The organism is Burkholderia sp. MBR-1, from assembly GCF_013822785.1.
In the GTDB taxonomy this organism is placed as follows: Bacteria; Pseudomonadota; Gammaproteobacteria; order Burkholderiales; family Burkholderiaceae; genus Burkholderia; species Burkholderia vietnamiensis.
Window position 1 is genome coordinate 1,694,597 of record NZ_CP053610.1, and the last position, 22,142, is coordinate 1,716,738.

19 protein-coding genes are annotated in these 22,142 nt (G+C 68.2%); 6 read left to right on the top strand and 13 right to left on the bottom strand.

What is annotated here, in order from left to right; translation table 11 throughout:
• Position 1: 1 nt before the first annotated feature.
• Genes phnY through phnS form a run of 6 tightly spaced genes read right to left on the bottom strand, consistent with a single transcriptional unit; the run spans position 2 to position 6,737 of the window.
• Positions 2-1,456 (bottom strand): phosphonoacetaldehyde dehydrogenase, encoded by a 1,455-nt coding sequence (phnY, locus tag MBR110_RS22190; RefSeq protein WP_059621747.1) that lies wholly within the window; start codon positions 1,454-1,456, stop codon positions 2-4.
• On the bottom strand, positions 1,453-2,763 hold the full coding sequence (gene phnA, locus MBR110_RS22195; RefSeq protein ID WP_046426010.1) for a phosphonoacetate hydrolase: 1,311 nt from the start codon (positions 2,761-2,763) through the stop codon (positions 1,453-1,455). Before phnA ends, phnY begins: the two co-directional genes overlap by 4 nt.
• A complete protein-coding gene (phnV, locus tag MBR110_RS22200; RefSeq protein ID WP_014724067.1) occupies positions 2,760-3,620 on the bottom strand; it encodes a 2-aminoethylphosphonate ABC transport system, membrane component PhnV in 861 nt (286 codons plus the stop codon). The genes phnA and phnV overlap by 4 nt, the downstream gene beginning before the upstream one ends.
• Complete coding sequence (gene phnU / locus MBR110_RS22205) at positions 3,610-4,530, bottom strand: 2-aminoethylphosphonate ABC transporter permease subunit (RefSeq protein ID WP_046426008.1); 921 nt, start codon at positions 4,528-4,530, stop codon at positions 3,610-3,612. The genes phnV and phnU overlap by 11 nt, the downstream gene beginning before the upstream one ends.
• Positions 4,508-5,611 (bottom strand): 2-aminoethylphosphonate ABC transport system ATP-binding subunit PhnT, encoded by a 1,104-nt coding sequence (gene phnT / locus MBR110_RS22210; protein WP_059475493.1) that lies wholly within the window; start codon positions 5,609-5,611, stop codon positions 4,508-4,510. The genes phnU and phnT overlap by 23 nt, the downstream gene beginning before the upstream one ends.
• A 34-nt stretch (positions 5,612-5,645) precedes the next feature.
• Positions 5,646-6,737: a 2-aminoethylphosphonate ABC transporter substrate-binding protein gene (phnS, locus tag MBR110_RS22215; RefSeq protein WP_011880896.1), complete on the bottom strand. Its 1,092-nt coding sequence runs from the start codon at positions 6,735-6,737 to the stop codon at positions 5,646-5,648.
• A gap of 254 nt (positions 6,738-6,991) precedes the next feature.
• Here phnS and MBR110_RS22220 point away from each other — a divergent pair, with 254 nt between their 5' ends.
• On the top strand, positions 6,992-8,101 hold the full coding sequence (locus MBR110_RS22220; protein ID WP_181709343.1) for a 2-aminoethylphosphonate--pyruvate transaminase: 1,110 nt from the start codon (positions 6,992-6,994) through the stop codon (positions 8,099-8,101).
• A gap of 89 nt (positions 8,102-8,190) precedes the next feature.
• Here MBR110_RS22220 and MBR110_RS22225 read toward each other — a convergent pair whose 3' ends face one another.
• Genes MBR110_RS22225 through aroQ form a run of 3 tightly spaced genes read right to left on the bottom strand, consistent with a single transcriptional unit; the run spans position 8,191 to position 10,875 of the window.
• A complete protein-coding gene (locus MBR110_RS22225) occupies positions 8,191-9,525 on the bottom strand; it encodes an MFS transporter (protein WP_011880898.1) in 1,335 nt (444 codons plus the stop codon).
• Positions 9,526-9,568: 43 nt separating this feature from the next.
• On the bottom strand, positions 9,569-10,423 hold the full coding sequence (locus tag MBR110_RS22230; protein WP_014724070.1) for a shikimate dehydrogenase: 855 nt from the start codon (positions 10,421-10,423) through the stop codon (positions 9,569-9,571).
• Complete coding sequence (aroQ, locus tag MBR110_RS22235; protein WP_011880900.1) at positions 10,420-10,875, bottom strand: type II 3-dehydroquinate dehydratase; 456 nt, start codon at positions 10,873-10,875, stop codon at positions 10,420-10,422. Before aroQ ends, MBR110_RS22230 begins: the two co-directional genes overlap by 4 nt.
• 253 nt (positions 10,876-11,128) lie before the next feature.
• On the opposite strand from aroQ, the gene MBR110_RS22240 reads away from it, so the two are divergent.
• Both MBR110_RS22240 and MBR110_RS22245 read left to right on the top strand, forming a co-directional pair.
• Positions 11,129-13,021 carry a bifunctional sugar phosphate isomerase/epimerase/4-hydroxyphenylpyruvate dioxygenase family protein gene (locus MBR110_RS22240; RefSeq protein WP_046426016.1) on the top strand — a complete coding sequence of 631 codons (1,893 nt, stop codon included), beginning with the start codon at positions 11,129-11,131 and terminating at the stop codon, positions 13,019-13,021.
• A 305-nt stretch (positions 13,022-13,326) separates the two neighbouring features.
• Entirely contained in the window at positions 13,327-13,590 is a 264-nt protein-coding gene (locus MBR110_RS22245; RefSeq protein ID WP_011880902.1) for a hypothetical protein, read from the top strand.
• Positions 13,591-13,663: 73 nt separating this feature from the next.
• Here MBR110_RS22245 and MBR110_RS22250 read toward each other — a convergent pair whose 3' ends face one another.
• Positions 13,664-14,458, bottom strand: coding sequence for an AraC family transcriptional regulator (locus MBR110_RS22250; protein WP_045577671.1), 795 nt, complete (start codon positions 14,456-14,458; stop codon positions 13,664-13,666).
• Between the two features lie 722 nt (positions 14,459-15,180).
• Here MBR110_RS22250 and MBR110_RS22255 point away from each other — a divergent pair.
• Together MBR110_RS22255 and MBR110_RS22260 are read left to right on the top strand one after the other, a co-directional pair.
• Positions 15,181-16,317, top strand: a complete 1,137-nt coding sequence (locus MBR110_RS22255) for a branched-chain amino acid ABC transporter substrate-binding protein (protein ID WP_011880904.1) — start codon at positions 15,181-15,183, stop codon at positions 16,315-16,317.
• A gap of 333 nt (positions 16,318-16,650) precedes the next feature.
• Positions 16,651-17,961, top strand: coding sequence for an MFS transporter (locus MBR110_RS22260; RefSeq protein ID WP_059558592.1), 1,311 nt, complete (start codon positions 16,651-16,653; stop codon positions 17,959-17,961).
• A gap of 122 nt (positions 17,962-18,083) precedes the next feature.
• Here the strand turns inward: MBR110_RS22260 and MBR110_RS22265 are convergent, their stop codons facing one another.
• From MBR110_RS22265 to garD, 3 genes are all read right to left on the bottom strand, one after another.
• Complete coding sequence (locus tag MBR110_RS22265; protein WP_011880906.1) at positions 18,084-18,521, bottom strand: DoxX family protein; 438 nt, start codon at positions 18,519-18,521, stop codon at positions 18,084-18,086.
• Positions 18,522-18,700: 179 nt separating this feature from the next.
• A complete protein-coding gene (locus MBR110_RS22270) occupies positions 18,701-19,156 on the bottom strand; it encodes an RbsD/FucU family protein (protein ID WP_011880907.1) in 456 nt (151 codons plus the stop codon).
• 167 nt (positions 19,157-19,323) lie between these two features.
• A complete protein-coding gene (gene garD / locus MBR110_RS22275; protein WP_034193347.1) occupies positions 19,324-20,877 on the bottom strand; it encodes a galactarate dehydratase in 1,554 nt (517 codons plus the stop codon).
• 230 nt (positions 20,878-21,107) lie between these two features.
• On the opposite strand from garD, the gene kdgD reads away from it, so the two are divergent.
• Complete coding sequence (gene kdgD / locus MBR110_RS22280; RefSeq protein ID WP_011880909.1) at positions 21,108-22,022, top strand: 5-dehydro-4-deoxyglucarate dehydratase; 915 nt, start codon at positions 21,108-21,110, stop codon at positions 22,020-22,022.
• The last annotated feature ends 120 nt before the right edge of the window (positions 22,023-22,142 follow it).

Genomic DNA, 22,142 nt, shown 5'->3' on the forward strand with positions numbered 1-22,142 from the left:
CCTACTCCCACGGCAGCGAGAACGTCTTCAGGTTCGTGAAGCTCTTCATCGCCTCCTGAACGCCTTCCTTGTAGCCGAGCCCCGAATCCTTGATGCCGCCGAACGGCGACAGCTCGATCCGGTAGCCGGGCACCTCCCACACGTTCACCGTGCCCACCTTCAGTTCGTTCACGAACCGCACGACCGCCGCCGTGCTGTCCGTACACACGCCCGACGACAACCCGAACGCCGTGCCGTTGCTGATGCGGATCGCGTCGTCGATCGTGTCGAACGCGATCACCGGCGACACGGGACCGAACGTCTCCTCACGCACGATCGTCATCGACGGATCGACGTTGTCGAGCACGGTCGGCGCATACAGCGCACCGCGCCGCACGTTGCCCGTCAACAGCCGCGCGCCGCGCGCGATGGCTTCGCCGACACGCGCCTCGAACAGCCGCGCCGCCGCGGCGTCGATCACCGTTCCCATCTCGTTCGCGACGTCGAATGGATCGCCGTACTTCCACGCGCGCGTCTTTTCGACGAGCAGCTCGGTGAACGCCGGCGCGATCGAGCGCTGCACCAGGATCCGCTTGACCGCCGTGCAGCGCTGCCCGGAGTTACGGTACGAACCCACCACGGCCAGCGATGCGGCGCGCTCGAGATCCGCATCGTCGAGCACGATCAGCGGATCGTTGCCGCCCAGCTCCAGCACGATGCGCCGGTAGCCGGCCCGGGCCGCGATCGCCTTGCCAATCGACACGCCGCCCGTGAACGTGATCAGCGCTGCGTGCGGATGCGTGACGAGCTCATCGGCGATTTCGCGCGGGTCGCCGGTCAGCACCTGCAGCATCGGCTCCGGCAAGCCGGCTTCGTAAAGCAGATCGGCCAGATAGAACGCCGACAGCGGCACCTTCTCCGACGGCTTCACGATCACGCGGTTGTTGGTGGCGATCGCCGGCGCGATCTTGTGCGCGACCTGGTTCATCGGGTGATTGAACGGCGTGATCGCGACGATCACGCCGTCGAGCGGCTGCCGCTGCGAGAACACGCGACGCGCCTTGCCGTGCGGCGTCAGATCGCACGAGAAGCTCTGCGCGTCGTCGCGCAGCGCCTCGACGGACGCGAACTTCAGCACGTCGGCGACGCGGCCGATCTCGTAGCGGGAGTCCTGCTTCGACAACCCGGACTCGAGCGTGATGAGGTCGGACGCCTCCTCGCAGCGCGCGCGCAGCAGCGCCGCCGCACGTTCGAGGATCTGCGAGCGCTCGTAGCGCGTGAGCGCGGGCCGATACGCGATCGCGTAGTCGAACGCGGCGCGCACGTCGTCGACGCTCGCCAGCGGCGCGGTCCCGACGCGCGTGCCGGTGTACGGATCGTCGATGTCGAACACGCGGGCGCGCGAGGCGCGCGTGCCGCACCAGCGCAGCGCCTCGGCGCGGAACGCCGGATGATCCTGGCGCGGATGAACGATCATGACGCGATCCGGTTCAGCACGAAATCGAAAACGTCGAAGTTGCGCGGACGGCGCGCCGGGTCGCGCGGCTCGATCCGGCGGTTGAAGATCAGCGGCACTTCCTGCTCGGACACGCCGCCATGCGAGCGCAGCGGCACGGTCAGGCCGGACAGGTCGTGCTCGCGCTCGCGCGTGCCGACGGCCGTGTCGCGGCGCGCGACCACCACGAGATCGCCGATCCGGTCGGCCGGCAGCTCGAAGCGCGCGGCGGCTTCCGCGTTGTCGAGCACGAGCTCGATGCCGTCGAGGTCGCCGATGCGCCACATCGCGTCGGTCCGGTCGACACCCGGCGCGAGGTAGACCGTCGCGAACGAGCCGAGCGCGCCGTGATGCACGACGTACGGGTCGGTGATCGGCAGGATCACGCGCGCGGACTGCGCGCCGAACCAGCGGTCGAACGCGTCCTGCAGATAGACCACGTTCGGACGGCCGGTGGCCGGATCGTGCTTCGCGTTCATCCCGTGGTCGGCCGTGAGCCCGATCGCCCAGCCGAGCGCGTCGAGTTGCGCGAGATAGCGGTCCATCATCGCGTAGAACGCGTTCGCGCCCGCGCTGCCGGGCTCGCACTTGTGCTGCACGTAGTCGGTGGTCGACAGGTACATCAGATCGACCTGCCGCGTCTGCGCCAGCCGCACGCCGGCCGCGAACACGAATTCGGACAGCGCCGCGCTGTATACATCGGGTGACGGCAGGCCGACCCAGTCGAGCACGTCGACGATCCCGTTTTCCGCGAGATTGGCCTGGGCGGCCTTCTCGGCGGAAAAGCAGATGCCGTTCATCCGCCAGCCGAGCAGCCGGCGCAGCTTGTCCTTCGCGGTGACCACGGCCACGCGCGCGCCGGCGTCGGACGCCGCCGCGAGCAGCGTGCCGGCGCGCAGGTAGGACGGATCGTTCATCATCACTTCGGCGCCGCGGCCGCCGTCGGCGGTCGCGTCCCAGAAGTAGTTGCCGCAGATGCCGTGCACCGACGGCGGCACGCCGCAAACGATCGACAGGTTGTTCGGGTTCGTGAAGGTCGGCACGACGCTGTCGGCGCGCCACGCGGTGCCCTCCGCGATCATGCGGCCGAGGAACGGCGCGACGCCGGCCGCCACCGCGCGCTCGAGATAGTCGTACTCGCAGCCGTCGACGCAGACGACGACCGTCGGCTCGACCGGCAGCCGATAGCGCCGGCCGTTCACGTCGACGCAGCGCGTCGCGAGATCGGCCGACAGGTTGCCGGCACGCACGTGCTCACCGGGCAGTCGCAAGGAGAATGCGGCGTTCATGATGCAGCCCTCGTGCCGCGCGGCACGCGCGCGGCGATCAGCAGCAGCGCCGCGAGCGACGCGCCGAGCATCAGCAGCGACAGCGCCGATGCGGGAAGGTAATAACCGCGCTCGACCTGGCCGATCACGACGATCGGCACGGTCGCGAAACCGGGCGGATAGACGGTCAGCGTCGCGCCGAGCTCGCCGAGCGACAGCGCGAAGCCGAGCGCGAGACTCGCGCGCAGCGCCGGCACGAGCTGCGGCAGCAGCACGCGGCGCAGCACCATCGCGGGCGGCGCGCCGAGGCTCGCCGCGGCTTCGCGCAGCACGGTCAACTCGGGGCGCAGCGCAGCGGCCGCGCAGCGATAGCAGAACGGCAGAATCAGCGCGAGCTGCACCAGCACGACGATCGCGGCGGAGCTCGACAGGTCGAGCGGCTTCTGGTGATACGCGATCAGCACCGCGAGCCCGAGCACGACGCTCGGCACGCCGTTCGGCACCATCACGAGCGCATCGACGATGGCGCCGACGCCGCGTCGGTCGCGCCCTTCGAGCGCGAGCGCGAGCCATAGCCCGACGATCGTGCCGAGTGCGGCCACGCCGAAGCCGATTTCGAGGCTCGTCAGCAACGCGTCGTATTCCGGCGCGCCGAGCCGTTCGAACCAGCGCAGGCTGTAGCCGGCCGGCAGGATCGTGCCCGACCACCGCGTCGCCACGCTCGACAGCGCGACGACGACGACCGGCAGCACGAACAGCCAGAAGCACGCGAACGCGGCCAGCGCGAGCGCCGCGCGCGATGCATGCTTGAGCAGCGTGTCGCTCCAGTCGGCCCGACGGCGCGGCACCGCTTGCCCGATACGGAATTCAGCGGACATCGTTTCCTCCCGTCGCACGCCGGTTCACCCGGCGATAAACCGCATAGAGCGCGAGCGACAGCGCGAGCATCACGACCGCGCCGGCCGACGCGGTCGGCAAATCGAGATCGACGGTCGCGCTGCTGTAGATGGCGACCGGCAGCGTCACCAGGCGCGCGCTGCCGAGCACGAGCAGAATCCCGAACTCGTTCAGCGTGAGCAGGAAGCACAGCACGGTGCCGGCCGCGATGCCCGGCCATGCGATCGGCAGCACGACGCGGCGCGCGAGCATCGCGCCGGACGCGCCGAGGCTGCGCGCGGCTTCGACGAGCCGCAGGTCGAGCGTCGCAAACGACGCGAGCGTCGGCCGCACGACGAACGGCGTGTAGAACACGGTCTGCGCAAGGATCACGCCGCCGATGCCGAACAGAAAATCGAGCGGCGGTTGCTCGAGATGGAACAGCTGCTGCAACGCGACGCCGATCGAGCCTTGCGAGCCGTACAGGAAGATCAGCGTGAACGCGACGAGGAACGACGGGAACGCGACGTACAGTTCGAGGAAGCGCGTGACGAGCGACGCGCCCGGGAACGGCCTGAAAAACAACAGCGCAGCCAGCAGCACGCCGAGCACCGACGCGGTGCCGGCGCTCGCGAACAGCACGCCGACGGTCGTCAGCAGCACGTTGCGCATCTCGGGATTGCCGAAGAAGGCGCGATACGCGGCAAGGCTCGGGCCGTGATCGCCGGAGACGCTCAGCAGCACGAGGCGCGCCAGCGGATAGACGACGAGCGGGCCGAGCACGACGGTCGCGAGCGCGACGAGATGCAGGTCGCCCAGGCGCTTGCGGCGCCGCGCAACGGCCGCATGCGCGGCGGCCGACGCGCGCACCTGCGGCGGCAGCGCGGCTTCAGGGCTCGATAAGGACGACATCGTCTGCCTCGCAATGCAGGGACACGCGCGCGCCACGCGCCGGGGCCGCGCCGCGGCCGCGCTGCATCGTCACGCGCACGGGTTCGTCGGGCGCCGCGTCGAGCACGACCGCGATCGACAGGTCCGCGCCCTGCCATTCGACCGACGACACCGTGCCGTGCAACCCGCCCGCCGCGAGCGGCATCACGGTCAGCCGCTCGGGGCGCACGCATGCGACCTTGTCGCGCACGTCGTGGCGCGGGTCGCCGAGCGGGAAGATCACGTGCGGCGGCAACAGGTTGGCCGGCCCGAGATAGCGCGCGACATAGCCGTCGCGCGGCGCGTCGTACAACTGCTGCGGCGTGCCGAGCTGCGCGATCCGGCCGTCGCGCAGCAGCAGCGCACGGTCGGACAGCACGAGCGCGTCGTCGCGGTCGTGCGTCACGCAGACGACCGTCAGGTTCGGCAAGCGCTCGTGCAGCGCCTTGAGCTCGCTGCGCACCGAGGCCCGCAGGTTCGCGTCGAGCGCCGACAGCGGCTCGTCGAGCAGCAGCACGTCGGGCTCGATCACGAGCGCGCGGGCGAGCGCGACGCGCTGCTGCATCCCGCCCGACAGCTGCGCGGGCAGGTGATGCCCGGCGTCGCCGAGCTGCACGAGCTTGAGCGCGTCGGCGACGCGGCGGGTCACCTCCGACGACGCCATGCGGCGCGCGCGCAGCCCGAATGCGACGTTCTCGAACACCGACAGGTGCGGGAACAGCGCGTAATTCTGGAACAACAGACCGAGATTGCGCTTGTGCGGCGGCGCATGGGTCAGGTCGCGCCCGGCGACGCTCAGCGTGCCGGTCAGCCCGTCGGCCTTCACGAACCCGGCGATGAAGCGCAGCAGCGTGGTCTTGCCGCAGCCGCTCTTGCCCAGCACGGTCAGGAATTCTCCGGCGCCGATCGACAGCGACAGATCTTCCAGCACCGTGCGCGCGCCGTAGCGCACGCTCAGATGCTCGATCAGCACGCCGCCCGGCGCGCCGGCGCGCAGCGTCGCACGCGGCTCGGCGGCGCCGAACGCGCCGGGATGGGTCAGGGTGGTGTCCACCGGGTTCATCCTCTCGGTCACGAATACGGGCGGCGTGCGTGCATCACTTCGGCTTGACGACGTCGACCGGCTTGCCGGAGCTGCCGATCACGTCCTTCTTCCAGCGCTCGATCCACACCGGCTTCTTCGCCATCACCTGGTTCCAGTCGACCGGGATCAGCTTGACGCCCGCGATCGCCTTCCTGACCGCGTCGCCGTTCTTGCCGGCCAGCGGCACGTCGGTACGGCCGGGGATGCCGTACATGTCCGGCACCTTCGCTTGCACGTCGGTCGACATCAGGTAATCGATCAGCTTCTTGCCCGCGTCCTGGTTCGGGCCGCTCTTGATCAGGCCGATGCCGTACGGCAGCTGGAACGTGGTCGGCTGGTCGCCTTCCTTGGCGGCCAGGAAGATCGGCTTGACCGACAGCGCGCCGTGCTCGGCATCGTCGAGGTCCATCTGCAGGTCGCCGTTCGCGACGCTGATCTCGTTGCGCGACAGCAGCACGTTCAGATAGCCCGTGCCCTTGGTGTGGAACTTCACGCTCTGCGACAGCTTCGCGAGATAGTCGAACGCCTTGTCCTCGCCCATCAGCGACGTCGTCAGGATCAGCACGGCCATCCCGTCGCCGGCGGTCGCCGGGTTCGAGTATGCGACCTTGCCGGCATAGCTCGGCGACAGCAGATCGGCGAACGTCTTCGGCTGATTCTTCACGACGTCGGGGTTGATCGCGAACGAGAAGTAGTTGTTCACGAACGTCGCCCACGTGCCGTCCTCCGCCTTCGCGATCGCCGGCACGTTCTTGTAGTTGACGCTCTGGTACGGCTGCAGCAGGCCCATCTGGCCGGCCTGCTGGATGAACGGCGGCAACGTGACGATCACGTCCGCCTTCGGCGAGTTCTTCTCGATGTTCGCGCGGTTGACGACCTCGCCGCTGCCCGCCGTCACGATGTTGACCCGCACGCCTTCCTTCTTCTCGAACGCCGGCAGTACGTCGCGATAGAGGTTCTCGAGACCGTCCGCCGTATACAGCACGACCGCGTTCGCCGCATGCGCGGGCAGCGCCGCGCCTTGCAGCAGCCCGGCCGCGCACGCGGCCAGTGCGAGCTTGCGGAACGCGCCGGCAGCGGCGCGCGAGGAATTCTGCAGTGTCATCTCACTTCTCCGTAGGCGGAACACCAAACGGCCGGGGGAAGATCCGGCTCCTTTTAGTCGACGCCGCCCGACAGCCGGCCTGCGTCGCTGCCGCGCTGCGTGGGATGGCGCGGCAAGCGAAGCATCACAGCGTTCGATGACAACCCCGTGACGACCGCCCTGAATTCCACAAAATGACATATTTTGCCAATATCTTGCAATTCGCCCGGACCTGCCATCCAGGCATTTCGTCCGATCCTTGCCGAGAACCCACCATGTCCGATCCGATCCTGCTCACGCCCGGCCCGCTCACCACGTCCGCCACGACACGCCACGCGATGCAACACGACTGGGGCTCGTGGGACGCCGCCTTCAACCGGCTGACGGCCAGCGTCTGCGCAGACTTGGTGGCGATCGCGGGCGGCGGTGACGCGTACGCGTGCGTGCCGCTGCAAGGCAGCGGCACGTTCGCGGTCGAAGCCGCGCTCGGCACGCTGGTGCCGCGCGACGGCGTCGTGCTGGTGCCGCACAACGGCGCGTATTGCGCGCGCATCCTGACGATCCTCGGCCGGCTCGGCATCGACGCGATCGCGCTGCCGTTCGGCGAGGATGCGACCGTCGACGCGGCGGCGGTCGAAGCGGCGTTCGCGCGCGAGCCGCGCATCACGCATGTCGCGCAGGTGCATCTGGAAACGAGCGCCGGCATCCTGAATCCGCTCGACGCGATCGCGCATCTGTGCCGGCGGCACGGCAAGCGGCTGATCGTCGATGCGATGAGTTCGTTCGGCGCGCTGCCGATCGCGCTGGCCGACAGCGGGATCGACGCGTTGATCTCGGCGAGCGGCAAATGCCTGGAAGGCGTGCCGGGGATGGGCTTCGCGATCGTGCGGCGCGACGCGCTCGACGCATGCGCGGGCAATGCGCGGTCGCTCGCGCTCGATCTGCACGACCAGTACCGCTACCTGCACCAGACGGGCCAGTGGCGCTTCACGCCGCCGACCCACGTCGTCGCCGCGCTGCGCGCCGCGCTCGATCAGTATCTGGCCGAAGGCGGCCAGCCGGCCCGCGGCGCGCGCTATGCGGACAACTGCCGCACGCTGGTCGAGGCGATGCGCGCGCTCGGCTTCCGGCCGTTTCTCGATCCGAGCGTGCAGGCACCCGTGATCGTCACGTTTCATGCGCCCGACCATCCCGCCTACGATTTCGGCCGCTTCTACGACGCGGTGCGCGATACGGGCTTCGTGTTGTATCCGGGCAAGCTGACGCAGGTGGACACGTTTCGCGTCGGCTGCATCGGCGCGATCGACGCCGGCGACATGCGCCGGGCGGTCGCGGCGATCGCGCGCGCCGTCGAGTCGCTCGGCATCGCGATGCAGCGCGCGTAGCGCGGGCGCACCGATGGCGCGCCAAATAAAAAACCCGGCGGCCGAAGGGACCGCCGGGCGAATGCACCGTGGGTGCGTGGAGCCGATGCTTACAGTTCGATCCGCTTGATGTCGCCGACGACGAAGATGTACGACAGCGCGCCGATCAGCGCGATCACGCCGATGAACACCAGCGCGCCGACGAACGAACCGGTCGATGCGACGATGAAGCCGACCACCAACGGCGTGACGATCCCGGCCAGATTCGCCGCGAAGTTGAAGATGCCGCCCGTCACGCCGAGCAGGCCGTCCGGCGCGATGTCGGACACGAGCGTCCAGCCGAGCGCCGCCATGCCCTGCGCGAAGAACGCCACCGACATGATCGCGATCACCGCTTCGTTGCTCTTCACGTAGTTCGCGAGAATGATCGTCGAGGCGAGCAGCAGGCCGGCGATGATCGGCAGCTTGCGCGCGAGGTTCGCCGACTTGCCGCGGCGCAGCAGCCAGTCGGAGAAGATGCCGCCGAACATCACGCCGACCGACGCCGCGATGAACGGCATCACCGCGAAGAAGCCGATCTTCAGCCAGCCCATGTGGCGTTCGGTCGCCAGATAGGTCGGGAACCAGGTGAGGAAGAACACGAGCGTCGAGTTGCCGGCGAACTGGCCGAGGCAGATGCCCGCGAGCTGGCGCTTCTTCAGCAGCCGGCCGGCCATCGCCCAGCTGAACCGCGTCTGCGCCGGCTTGCCGCCGTCCTTGCGGACGCCGTGCACGAGGCCGCCGCCCGCCTCGATGTACGAGAGTTCCTCGGAATTCGCGCCCGGATGGTTGCGCGGCTCGTGATAGAGCTTCCACCAGACCAGCCCGAACACGATCCCGACCGCGCCGACCACCCAGAACAGCGAGCGCCAGCCGAACGCGCCCATCAGCGCGAACAGCACCGGGCTGAAGAACGCGAGGCCGATGTATTCGCCGACCGTATAGGTGCCGGTCGCCATTGCGCGCTCGCTCTGCGGGAACCAGGTCGCGACGACGCGACTATTGGTCGGAAAACACGGCGCTTCGGTCACGCCGAGGCCGAGCCGGCACGCGAGCAGCGTCGCGACGCCCGGCACGAAGCCCTGCAGCAGCGTGCAGAACGACCACAGCGTCATCGACCAGTAATAGGTGATCTTGCTGCCGAAGCGGTCGAGAAACAGACCGCCCGGCACCTGCATCGCGACGTAGGTCCACGAGAACGCGGAGAACATGATGCCCATGACGGCCGCGTTGATGCCGAGCTCCTTCGTCAACTGCGGCGCGGCGACCCCGAGCACGGTGCGGTCGAGATAGTTGATCATCGTGCCGATCGCGAGCAGCGCGAGGATCTTGTAGCGCGCCGACGTCCGCCGGACCGTACCGGCCGCCTGCGCGGACGACGCGCTCGTGTGGGTGCTGTGCTGCATGGTTGTCTCCTGGTTTCTTTTTTCGTGCTGCTAAGTCGAAGGGTCAGCGCGCGACGAGCGACTGAAAGTGCTCGAACATCCGCTCGTCGTCGGGCGTGCGGCCGGTGAACAGCTCGAACGCGTCGACGGCCTGGTACACGGCCATCCCGCCGCCCGGCAGCGTCGCGCAGCCGGCCGCCCGCGCCGCGCGGATCAGCTCGGTTTCGAGCGGGAAATAGACGATGTCTGCCACCCACATGCCCGCGTGGAGCAGTTCGGCCGGCAGCGGCAGGCCCGGATGCTTGGCCATCCCGGTGGGCGTCGCGTGGATCAGGCCCGTCGCGGCGCGCATCGCGGCCGCGAGATCGTCGCCGGCCGCGACCCGCGCGGCCGGGAAGCGCTGCTGCAGCTCGCCCGCGAGCGCGATGGCACGCGCGCCGTCGACGTCGAAGATCGTCAGTTCGGCGGCGCCCATCTGCAGCGCCGCATGCGCGACGGCCGCACCCGCACCGCCCGCGCCCAGCTGCACGACGCGTGCGAGCGACGCGTCCGGCAGCCCGCGCCGGAACGATCGCGCAAAGCCCGACCAGTCGGTGTTGTGGCCGATCCGCTTGCCGTCCTTGAACAGCACGGTGTTCACCGCGCCGAGGGCGCGCGCGTCGTCCGACAACGCATCCAGATGCTCGATCACGCGCTGCTTGCACGGGTGGGTGATGTTCAGCCCGTTGTAGCCCATCTGCTGCGCGGCATCGAGCAGTTGCGGCAGCGCGTCGGCATTCACGCCGAGCGCGTCGAGATCGATGCGCCTGTATACATAGCCGTATCCCTGGCGGAAGCCTTCTTCCTCGTGCATCGCGGGCGACAGCGAACCGCCGATGCCCTGGCCGATCAGACCGATCAGAAACGACGGGCGGCTCATCGGGCGGCTCCCTGCGCAAAAAGGGTCGCCAGGCGTTGCAGCGCGAACAGGTAGCCTTCGGTGCCGCAGCCGCAGATCACCGCTTCGGCGACGGCCGACACGTACGAATGGTGACGGAACGCCTCGCGGCGATGCACGTTGGAAATATGTACCTCGATCACCGGCTTCGCGATCGCCGACAGCGCATCGGCCAGCGCGACCGACGTGTGCGTGTAACCCGCCGGGTTGATGACGATGCCGTGCGTGTCGTGACGCGCGGCGTGCAGCCAGTCGATCAGCTGATGTTCGGCGTTGGACTGACGGAACTCGAGTTCCAGCCCGAGCCGGTCGGCCGCGGTGCGGCACCGCTGCTCGACGTCGGCCAGGGTTTCCGCGCCATAGATATGGGGCTCGCGGGTGCCCAGCAGATTCAGGTTCGGGCCGTTCAGCACCAGCACCTTGTGCTTGCTCATGTCGGTTTTGCTCCAGGAACGGGCGGGCCGCTGATCGGGTCCCGCCTCTGACGTCAAGATTCGGCGCTAGTGTGCGCTTGCGCAAGCGCAAAGTCTTTGCGGGTTTTCGCTAATTTGTACCAACTAGTTAGTTTGTATAATTTCCGAAACTCCCATAGTAAATTCGGGAAATGGTGTTCGTCGCAAATTCCACGACTGGTTCATCCGGCTCGATGCGACGGGCGCCATGCCCGCCCTTCCGCAGGACTCGCCCATGCAGCGCTCGATCGCCACCGTGTCACTGTCCGGCACGCTTGCCGAGAAGCTCACCGCCATCCAGGCCGCAGGCTTCGACGGTGTCGAGATCTTCGAGAACGACCTCGTCTACTTCGATGGATCGCCCGCCGACGTGCGGCGCATGGCCGCCGATCTCGGGCTCGACATCGTGCTGTTCCAGCCCTTTCGCGACTTCGAGGGCGTGAGCCCGGCGCAGCTCGCGCGCAACCTCGACCGCATCCGCCGCAAGTTCGACGTGATGCACGCGCTCGGCACGGACCGCATCCTGGTATGCAGCAACGTGTCGCCCGACACGATCGCGGACGACGCGCTGCTGATCGACCAGCTCGGCGCGCTCGCCGAGGCCGCGCGCGCGGCCGGCGTGGTCGCCGCGTACGAGGCGCTCGCGTGGGGCCGTGTCGTGAAACGCTACGGCCACGCGTGGCAGCTCGTGAACGCGGTGAACAGCCCGCACCTCGGCCTCGCGCTCGACAGCTTCCACACGCTGTCGCTCGACGATTGTCCGGACGCGATCGCCGCCATCCCCGGCGAGCGGATCGCCTTCGTGCAGATCGCCGATGCGCCGAAGCTCGCGATGGACGTGCTCGAATGGAGCCGCCACTACCGGTCGTTCCCCGGCCAGGGCGACTTCGACCTCGCCCGCTTCACCGCGCGCGTGATCGAGTCCGGCTATACGGGCCCGCTGTCGCTCGAAATCTTCAACGACGGCTTTCGCGCCGCGCCGACCGCGATCACGGCCGCCGACGGCCACCGTTCGCTGCTCTATCTGGAAGACCTGACGCGCACGCGGCTCGCGCAGGAAGGGCACGCGCCGGCCGCCGGCCAGCCGCTGTTCGCGCCGCCGGCGCCGCCCGCGCACGTCGGCTTCCAGTTCATCGAATTCGCGGTCGACGCGCAGGCGGCCGCGACCGTCGGCGACTGGCTCGGCCGGATGCGGTTCCGCCTCGCGGGCCGCCACCGCTCGAAGGACGTCACGCTGTTCCAGCACGGCGCGGCGTCGATCGTGCTGAACGCCGAGCACGACTCGTTCGCGGATGCATTCTTTCAGCAGCACGGGTTGTCGCTGTGCGCATCGGCGTTTCGCGTCGACGATGCGAAAGTGGCGTTCGAACGCGCGGCCGGATTCGGCTATGCGCCGTTCTCCGGGCGCGTCGGCCCGAACGAGCGCGTGCTGCCCAGCGTGCAGGCGCCGGACGGCAGCCTCGAGTATTTCGTCGACGAGGCGCCGAACGCGCCGACGCTCTACGAGTCGGACTTCCTGCTGACCGACATCGACGGCCCGACCGAGGTCGGCCCGCTGACGGGCATCGACCACGTGTGCCTCGCGCTGCCGGCCGACGCGCTCGATACGTGGATCCTGTTCTTCAAGACCGCGTTCGGCTTCGAAGCGGAGCGCAGCTGGCTGGTGCCCGATCCGTACGGGCTGATGCGCAGCCGCGCGGTGCGCAGCGCCGACGGCTCGGTGCGAATCGCGCTGAATGCGTCGCTCGACCGTCATACGGCCGTGGCCGAATCGCTCGACCGCTATCACGGCACGGGGCTGAACCACGTCGCGTTCCGGACCGACGACATCGTCAAGACGATCGCCGCGTTCGCGGCCGACGGCGTGCCGTTCCTGCGGATTCCGCCCAACTATTACGACGATCTCGCCGCGCGCTACGCGCTGCCCGACGCGCTGATCGACACGCTGAGCGCTCACCATCTGCTGTACGACCGCGACGAGCACGGCGGCGAATTCCTGCATGCGTATACCGAGCTGGTCGACAACCGCTTCTCGTTCGAGATCGTCGAGCGGCGCGGCGGCTACGACGGCTACGGCGCGGCCAATGCGGCCGTGCGGCTGGCCGCGCAGGCCCAGCGCCGGAAATAGCGACGCGGCGAGATTCCGGTTCGGCGCCGGATCCCATGACCGTCCGCGTGCCGCTGCCGAATCGCACGGCACGCCACCGCTCGGCGGCGCGGACTCATTGATGCGAGGAATACGGCCGAGGAAGGCCGTCCGGCAAGGCGCGAAGGCACGCGCCCGGCGGCACGCGCATGGCCGCCGTTACGTCCAGTAACGGATGCGGCATCGCAGCATGTGCGGCAAGGCGGCAGTTTTAATAATCGCTTAAGTCTTCGACGGCACCATCCGCAACCAGTTACCCGATGGTCATCTCGAATAGGAGGACAGCGATGAGCGCCGTAGATGCACCCGCCGGCCGCCCGGCCGCCCCACCTGCGAAAAAGACGATGCTGCGCCGCTTGCTCAGCCATCACGAAATCGCGACGCTGCTCGTGCTGCTGCATGCGCCGATCGGCGCGAACGCGAAACCCGAATTGCCGGCGCTGCAGGAGGCTGGCCTCGTCGAGATGGTCAAGCTCGATCCCGATACCGCGCCGAGCTTCCGGTTGACCGAGGACGGCACGGCCGTCCTGAAAGGGCTTGGCTACCGCTGAGCCGTCAGCTTCCCCTTCCCCCACCCGCCCCACGCCCGTCATTGCGCGCCGCCGCCCCGGCGCGCGCGTCGTTTCAACCGGCGCGTTCCTGCAGCATCAGCCGATATTCGCTCGGCGTCACGCCGACGGTCGCCTTGAACTGGCGCGTGAACGCGCTGTGATCCGTATAACCGCATAGCGCCGCCACGTCGGTCACCCTGTCGTGCGTGACCAGCAACGCGGTGGCGGCTTCGAGCCGCGTCTTCAGCAGCACCTGGCGCGGCGTCAGGTGAAACACCTTGTGGAAGTAACGCTCGAGCTGCGCGACCGACATCCCGGCCATCTGCGCGAGCTGCTTCAGGTTCAGCGGCTGCACGTAATGGTCCTGGATGTGCTGCACCACGTCGGCGAGCCGGCTGTAGGCCGGATGCGAACCTTCGTGCGCCTTCAGGTCGCGCGAGATGCCCGCGAGGCCGACCACCTTGCCGGACGCGTCGCGCAGCGGCTCCTTGCAGGTCAGGCACCAGCCCGGCAGCCGGCCCGGATACAGATGCAGCTCGAGCTGATCCATCAACTGCAGGCCGGCATTGATCGTCGCCATGTCCTGCTCGAAATAGGTGCGGCCGAAGCGGCGCGGAAACACCTCGTCGGTCGTCTTGCCGAGCAGGTCGCGCTTGTCCTTGTAGCCGCAGCGCAGCGCCAGCGTCCGGTTGACGAGCGCATAGCGGCCGCTCGCATCCTTCACGAAGAACGCGACGTCGGGCAGCGCGTCGAACACCGGCTCGAGCAGCCGGAAATGCGCGAGCATCGCGCCGAGATCGGCGTTGTCGGGCTGGTAGCGCAACGTATCGGACAGGCTCATGGGCGGTGCGGCAAGCAAGGTCGTCATCCCGGCGTCGGCAAAGGGGGTGGCTGATGGCGTCGATTATAGAAGCGGGCGGTCCGGCGCGGCGCAAGGTTCGCGGTGCGGTGGTTCTCGCGGTGGAGGTGATGGCGAGGGCCGGGGCGCCACGCTTCGCGTCGCGGAACGTTATCGCTACGGGATTGGCGGGTGGAGGGCGTGGGGCGGACTGTCGCCTGTCCGCCCGTCGCCCGTCGCCCGTCGCAATTCGCAAATCGCCGGTTGCAGGGAGCTCACAACGCGCCGCGCAGCAGGAGGTTGTACGCGCAACCGCTGCAAGACTCGCAAGGCCCTCATCGGCATCACACATCCCCCGACGCCGCCCCATCGCCACGCCCACCGCCGCCTGCAACCCAAACCCGCCATCCTAGGAACGACGACGTCCCGCGTCTTGGCCCGTCTGCGCATCACCCATGACGATTTCAGCATATATCAGGGTTATCTACGATATGCCGAAATCGTCGCTCCTCACGCATCTAACGCGCAAGACGCGGTAATTTTCACTATCTAGACTTTAATGAACGGTTACGAGACGTCCATCCTCCACCGCAGCCTACGCCGATTCCGGCACAGCATGCGCTGCGTGCCGCGCATTCGCATCGCCGTGGCGGCGCGTTCGGCACCACGCAGGGTCGACACGTCTCGCCCGGCTTACCGCACCGGTCGCAGGGTCGGTCGCGGCCCAACCACGCCATCAAGGGGAAGTGAAAGTGAAGCTGAAGGTATCGCACGTCGCGCTGGCTGCCGCCTGCGCACTGTCGGGCGCCCACGCCCTCGCCGCCGACGTCGTCAAGATCGGTTTCGCCGCGCCGCTGACCGGGCCGCAATCGAACTACGGCACCGACATGCAGAAAGGCGTGCAGCTCGCGATCGCCGATTTCAACGCGACGCATCCGACGATCGGCGGCAAGCCGGTGACGTTCCAGCTCGACTCGCAGGACGACCAGGCCGACCCACGCACCGGCACGACGGTCGCGCAGCGGCTGATCGACGACAACGTCCGCGGGATCATCGGCCATTTCAACTCGGGCACCAGCATTCCGGCGTCCGATCTGTACGATCGCGCGGGCCTGCCGCAGATCTCGATGGCGACGTCGCCGCAGTACACCGCACGCGGCTACAAGACGACCTACCGGCTGCTGACGAGCGACGCGCAGGCGGGCCGCATCGTCGGCACCTATGCGGTGAAGACGCTGCGCTTCAAGCGCATCGCGATCATCGACGACCGCACCGCATACGGCCAGGGCATCGCCGACGAGTTCGCGAAGGCCGTGCAGGCCGCGGGCGGCACGATCATCAAGCGCGACTTCACGAACGACAAGGCGCTCGATTTCTCCGCGATCCTGACCAACCTGAAGGGCGTCAATCCGGATGCGATCTTCTACGGCGGCGGCGACGCGCAATCGTCGCCGATGATCCGCAAGATGCGCCAGCTCGGCATCAAGGCGGCGTTCGTGACCGGCGAGATGTCGCGTTCGCCGACGTTCCTGAAGGTCGGCGGCGAAGCGGCCGAAGGCGCGATCGTCTACATGGGCGGGCTGCCGAAGGAGAAGATGCCCGGCTTCGCCAGCTATGCGTCGCGCTACAAGGCGCGCTTCAACGAGGACGTGATCACCTATTCGCCTTACTCGTACGACGGCACGATCGCGCTGCTCACCGCGATGAAGGACGCGAACTCGACCGATCCGAAGGTCTATACGCCGTATCTCGGCAAGGTGTCGATCAAGGGCGTGTCGGCGCCGAGCATCGCGTACGACGCGAAGGGCGACCTGAAGGACGCGCCGGTGACGATCTACAAGGTCGAGCATGGCGCCTTCAAGCCGGTCGACACGATCGCCGGCAACTGATTCGACGACATCCCCGCCCCTGTCCCGCGCGGCGCGGCACGCTCCCCCGTGTGCCGCGCCGCGTGCCTTGCGGCGTCACGGCGTCCGAAGCATTCGTCGACACGCGCTCCGCGCACGCATTTCGCGCTCCTGTAGAATCCCCCCACCCGCTTTTGACGCTTCGTCTCCGCCGCACCCCATCCCGGTGCGGCGGCGCGTGCTCCGTGCCCTACCCGGCTTCGCACGCGTTCGACGACGCATGCCGCGCCAAGCCAGTCCATGCCAGTCCATGCCGATAGCGGGCCCTGGAGACGCAGCATCGACAACAACATTCGAAAACCGATCGCCCTGACCATGCAAGCATCTGAATTGAGCGGCGTGCCTCGCGCCGCCGAACGCGCGCTCACGCGCAGCGACTACAAGACCCTCGGCCTCGCCGCACTCGGCGGTGCGCTCGAGTTCTACGACTTCATCATCTTCGTGTTCTTCGCGCCCGCGATCGGACAGCTGTTCTTCCCGCACGACATTCCCGACTGGCTGCGCCAGCTGCAGACCTTCGGCATCTTCGCGGCCGGCTATCTCGCGCGACCGCTCGGCGGCGTGATCATGGCGCACTTCGGCGACCTGTTCGGCCGCAAGCGGATGTTCACGCTGAGCGTGCTGATGATGTCGGTGCCGACGCTGCTGATGGGGCTGCTGCCGACCTACGACACGATCGGCATCCTCGCGCCGGTGTTGCTGCTGCTGTTCCGCGTGCTGCAAGGCGCGGCGGTCGGCGGCGAAGTGCCCGGCGCCTGGGTGTTCGTGTCCGAGCACGTGCCGTCGCGCCACATCGGCTATGCGTGCGGCACGCTGACCGCGGGCCTCACCGCCGGCATTCTGCTCGGCTCGCTGGTCGCGGCGGCCATCAACAGCCGCTACTCGGGCGCCGAAGTGACCGCGTTCGCGTGGCGCATTCCGTTCCTGCTCGGCGGCGTGTTCGGCCTGTTCTCCGTATACCTGCGCCGCTGGCTGCACGAAACGCCGGTGTTCGCGGAGATGAAGGCGAAGAAGGCGCTCGCGGCCGAGATTCCGCTGAAAGCCGTGCTGCGCGACCACGGCCGCGCGGTGATCGTGTCGATGCTGCTCACCTGGATGCTGTCGGCGGCGATCGTCGTCGTGATCCTGATGACGCCCGCGCTGCTGCAGAAGCAGTTCCATCTGGCGCCCGCGACCACGCTGTTCGCGAACAGCATCGCGACGCTGTGCCTGACGGCCGGCTGCATCACCGCCGGCTCGCTCGCGGGCTGGATCGGCGCGAAGCGCGTGCTCGGCCTCGGCGGCCTCGTGCTCGCCGCGTGCTACTACCTGCTGTTCGCGCAGGTCGCCGCCGACGCGTCGACGCTGCCGCTGTACTACGGGATCGCCGGCTTCACGGTCGGCACGATCGGCGCGGTGCCGTTCGTGATGGTGCGCAGCTTTCCCGCGGTCGTGCGCTTCTCGGGCATCTCGTTCTCGTACAACGTCGCGTATGCGATCTTCGGCGGCCTCACGCCGGTGATCGTCTCGTTGATGATGAAGTCGAACCCGCTCGCGCCGGTCGCCTACGTCGCGGCGATCTGCGTGCTCGGCGCGATTGCCGTGCAGTTCTCGAAGGATGCGAAGGAGCTGACGGACGCTCGCTGAGCGCCGCCTGCGCGCCTAGCAGATGAACGAAGGGCCGAATCCCGCGACCTGCGGGATTCGGCCCTTTTGCGTTGTCAGCGCGTGCCGCGCACGTCGGCTGGATCAGTTCTGCTCAGTTCCGCTCAGCGCAGCGCGCCGTACGACGAACTCGGCCGGCGCAGCGCGTCGATGCTCGCGCCGCCCGCGCCCGTCACGAACAACAGCAGAAAGCCGCCGGCGATCGCGACGTTCTTCCAGAAGTGGATCACCATGTCGTGCTGGAGCGTGGCGTTGGTCGCGTCCCAGAAATTGTGCCCGACCATCGCGGTCGCGATCGTGTAGCACGCCATCAGCAACGCGAGCGGCTTCACCTTGTAGCCGACGATCAGCAGCAGGCCGCCGAGCGCCTCGATCGCGACGATCAGCGGGCCCGTCACCTGCGTATACGGCACGTTGAGCGCGTGCAGATAGCCGATGAATTCGCCGTAGCCGAGCAGCTTCATCACGCCGCCCCACAGAAACAACGCCGCCAGCGCCAGGCGTGCGAAAAAAATGACGCCGGAATCGACGGAACGCGTCATGCCTCTCTCCTCGTATGCAGTTCGGCCGTCCGCACGGGCGCACCCGTGCGGTTCGAACCGCGCGGCCGAGCGGGGCCGGCGGCAAATGGGCCAGCATAGAGGGTCTTGTGGCCGTGTCCAAGAAAAAGGTTGTAGCAAATCTTTACACTGCAGCCCTTACCGTCGAGGCGGGCACGTCGCTAGCCGGCGTCGCTCAGCAGCACGCCTTTCTTGAAGATGAAGCAGCCGTAGCCGCGCAGCTCGCCGGTGACGATCACCGCGTACGCGCGCTGCGCGCGCTCGTAGAACGCGAAGCGATCGAGGCCCGTGAGCGGCACGGCGCGCGCTTCCGCGCGATCGATCTCGGCCTGCACCTCGCGTTGCACGGGCGGCACCGCGGCCGGATCGCCGACTACTTCCATCCGCCATGCCGGCGTGTCGACGAACGTGTCGAGCGGCAGCACCGACAGCACCGCGCGCGCGACGCGCGCCGAGTCGGCGCCGTCGATGCGCAGCGCGCGGCCGACCACCGTGTGTTCGGCGACGGACTCGGCCGGGAAATTCGCGTCGCAGATCGCCACTTCGTCTCCGTGGCCCATCGCGCGCAGCGCGTGCAGGATGTCGGCGTGCAGCAGCGGATCGAGATTCTTCAACATGTGAGCAAGTCTCCGGGATCAGGAACGAACCGCATAACGTTACCCGATCCCGTGCGCCGCGGGCGACGCGTCATGCATGTCACGCGGCCGCGCGGCGGCGCGGTGACGACGTGACGACGGGCGCGCGAAGGCGCCCGCTTCGGCCGCAGCAAGCCACCGCGCGCGCGTCAGGTCACCGGCGCCGGATTGAACAGCGTCAGCGCGTTCGCGAGCTTCCACTGCTCGGCCCACGTGCGACGCTTGCCGCTCGCGACGTCGAGCATCAGCCGGAACAGCTCCCAGCCGACGTCCTCGATCGACGCCGCACCGGTCGCGATCTGGCCGGCGTCGAGATCCATCAGGTCGTGCCAGCGGCGCGCGAGATCGCTGCGCGTCGCGACCTTGATCACCGGCACCTGCGCAAGCCCGTACGGCGTGCCGCGCCCGGTCGTGAACACATGCAGGTTCATCCCGGCCGCGAGCTGCAGCGTGCCGCAGATGAAGTCGCTCGCGGGCGTCGCCGCGTACAGCAGCCCCTTCTGCCGCGCCCGCTCGCCCGGCCGCACGACGCCGGCGATCGGCGCGCTGCCGGACTTCACGATCGAGCCCATCGCCTTCTCGACGATGTTCGACAGGCCGCCCTTCTTGTTGCCGGGCGTCGTGTTCGCGCTGCGGTCGACGCGGCCGCGCTCCAGGTAACGGTCGTACCAGTCCATCTCGCGGATGATCTCGCGCGCCACCTCTTGGTTGGCCGCGCGCGACGTCAGCTGCGCGACGCCGTCGCGCACTTCGGTGACTTCCGAGAACATGATCGTCGCGCCCGCGCGCACCAGCAGGTCGGCCGCGAAGCCGACCGCCGGATTCGCCGTCAGGCCGGAGAACGCGTCGCTGCCGCCGCATTGCACGCCGACGACGAGATCCGACGCCGGGCAGGTTTCGCGGCGGCGGCGGTTCAGCCGTTCGAGGTGCGCTTCGGCCATCGTCATGATCGAGTCGATCATCGACTCGAAGCCGACGTGCCCGGCGTCCTGCAGACACACGACGCCGCCGTTGCCGGCCGCGCCGTCGGCCGTGACGGGGATCGCGCCCGGCGGCAGCAGACGCTCGGGCTGGAGCTTCTCGCAGCCGAGGCTCACGGTCATCACTTCGCCGCCGAAGTTCGGGTTCAGGCTGATGTTGCGCAGCGTGCGGATCGGGATGTCCGCGTCGGGCGCGTCGATCGCGACGCCGCAGCCGTACGTGTGCTCGAGCCCGACCACGTCGTCGACGTGCGGGTAGCGCGGCAGCAGTTCGGCCTTGATCCGCTTCACCGCATGCTCGACGACGCCCGACACGCACTGCACGGTCGTCGTGATCGCCAGGATATTGCGCGTGCCGACCGAGCCGTCGGCATTGCGAAAGCCCTCGAACGTATAGCCGTCGAGCGGCGCGAGCGGCGGCGCGGCGCGCGTGGCGAGCGGCAGGTCGTCGAGCCCCGGCGGCTCGGGCATGCGCATCGTGCGCTCGTTCACCCAGCTGCCGCGCGGCAAGTCGGTCAGCGCATAGCCGATCACGACGTTGTAGCGGACCACCGGCGCGCCGGCCGCGAGATCGGTCAGCGCGACCTTGTGCCCTTGCGGTACGCGTTCGCGCAACGTCAGCCCGTCGGCGAACGTCGCGCCCTCGGGCAGGCCGCCATCGTTGACCACGATCGCGACGTTGTCGTCCGGATGCACGCGAATGTAGAGAGGGGAAGCAGTCATCGGAATTCCTGGGAAGCCACCAATTTAATCGTTAGTCATCATACGACATTCATCGATCCGCCGGGATGTTGCGTAAACCCTTATCCGGATAGACCCTAGCGTTGACAGATCAGCAAACCGCTTGCGCAGTGCATTCGTGCGTTGTACGATGACATACAACGACATCGCCACTACGGCTCGGATGGCGTGCCCGACGAACCCAGCACTCGCGCTAGACGGACGACCCAACCATGACTTCACCGCAAGAACTCAAACAGATCATCTCCCACGGCCTGCTGTCGTTTCCGCTGACGGACTTCGACGAACAACGCAACTTCCGGCCGTCCACCTATGCCGAGCGTCTGGAGTGGCTCGCGCCGTATGGCGCGACCGCGCTGTTCGCCGCGGGCGGCACCGGTGAATTCTTCTCGCTCACGCAGCGCGAGTATTCGGACGTGATTCGCGTCGCGACCGAAACCTGCAAGGGCAAGGTGCCGATCCTGGCCGGCGCCGGCGGCGCGACGCGCGTCGCGATCGAATATGCGCAGGAAGCCGAGCGCCTCGGCGCGAGCGGCGTGCTGCTGATGCCGCACTACCTGACCGAAGCGAGCCAGGAAGGCATCGCCGAGCACGTCGAGCAGGTGTGCCGCGCGCTGAAGATCGGCGTCGTGGTGTACAACCGCGCGAATTCGAAGCTCAATGCGGACATGCTCGAGCGCCTGGCCGACCGCTGCCCGAACCTGATCGGCTTCAAGGACGGCGTCGGCGAAATCGAGAGCATGGTCACGATCCGCCGCCGTCTCGGCGACCGCTTCGCGTACCTCGGCGGCCTGCCGACGGCGGAAGTGTACGCAGCCGCGTACAAGGCGCTCGGCGTGCCGGTGTACTCGTCGGCCGTGTTCAACTTCATCCCGAAGACGGCGATGGCGTTCTACGAAGCGATCGCGAAGGACGACCACGCGACGGTCGGCCGCCTGATCGACGAGTTCTTCCTGCCCTACCTGAAGATCCGCAACCGCCGCGCGGGCTACGCGGTGAGCATCGTGAAGGCAGGTGCGAAGCTGGTCGGCCACGACGCCGGCCCGGTGCGCGCACCGCTGATCGATCTCACCGACGACGAAATGGCCGAGCTCGACGTGTTGATCAAGAAGATGGGCCCGCAGTAAGCGCGGCGGGCGGCCGGCGTCGTGCCGGCCGCCGTCGTGAAGTTGCTCGACTGTTTTGCGGCCGGCGCTTGCCGGCCGCTGTCGTTTGGAGCGGCGCAGCGTGCGATGGGCCGGCGGCAG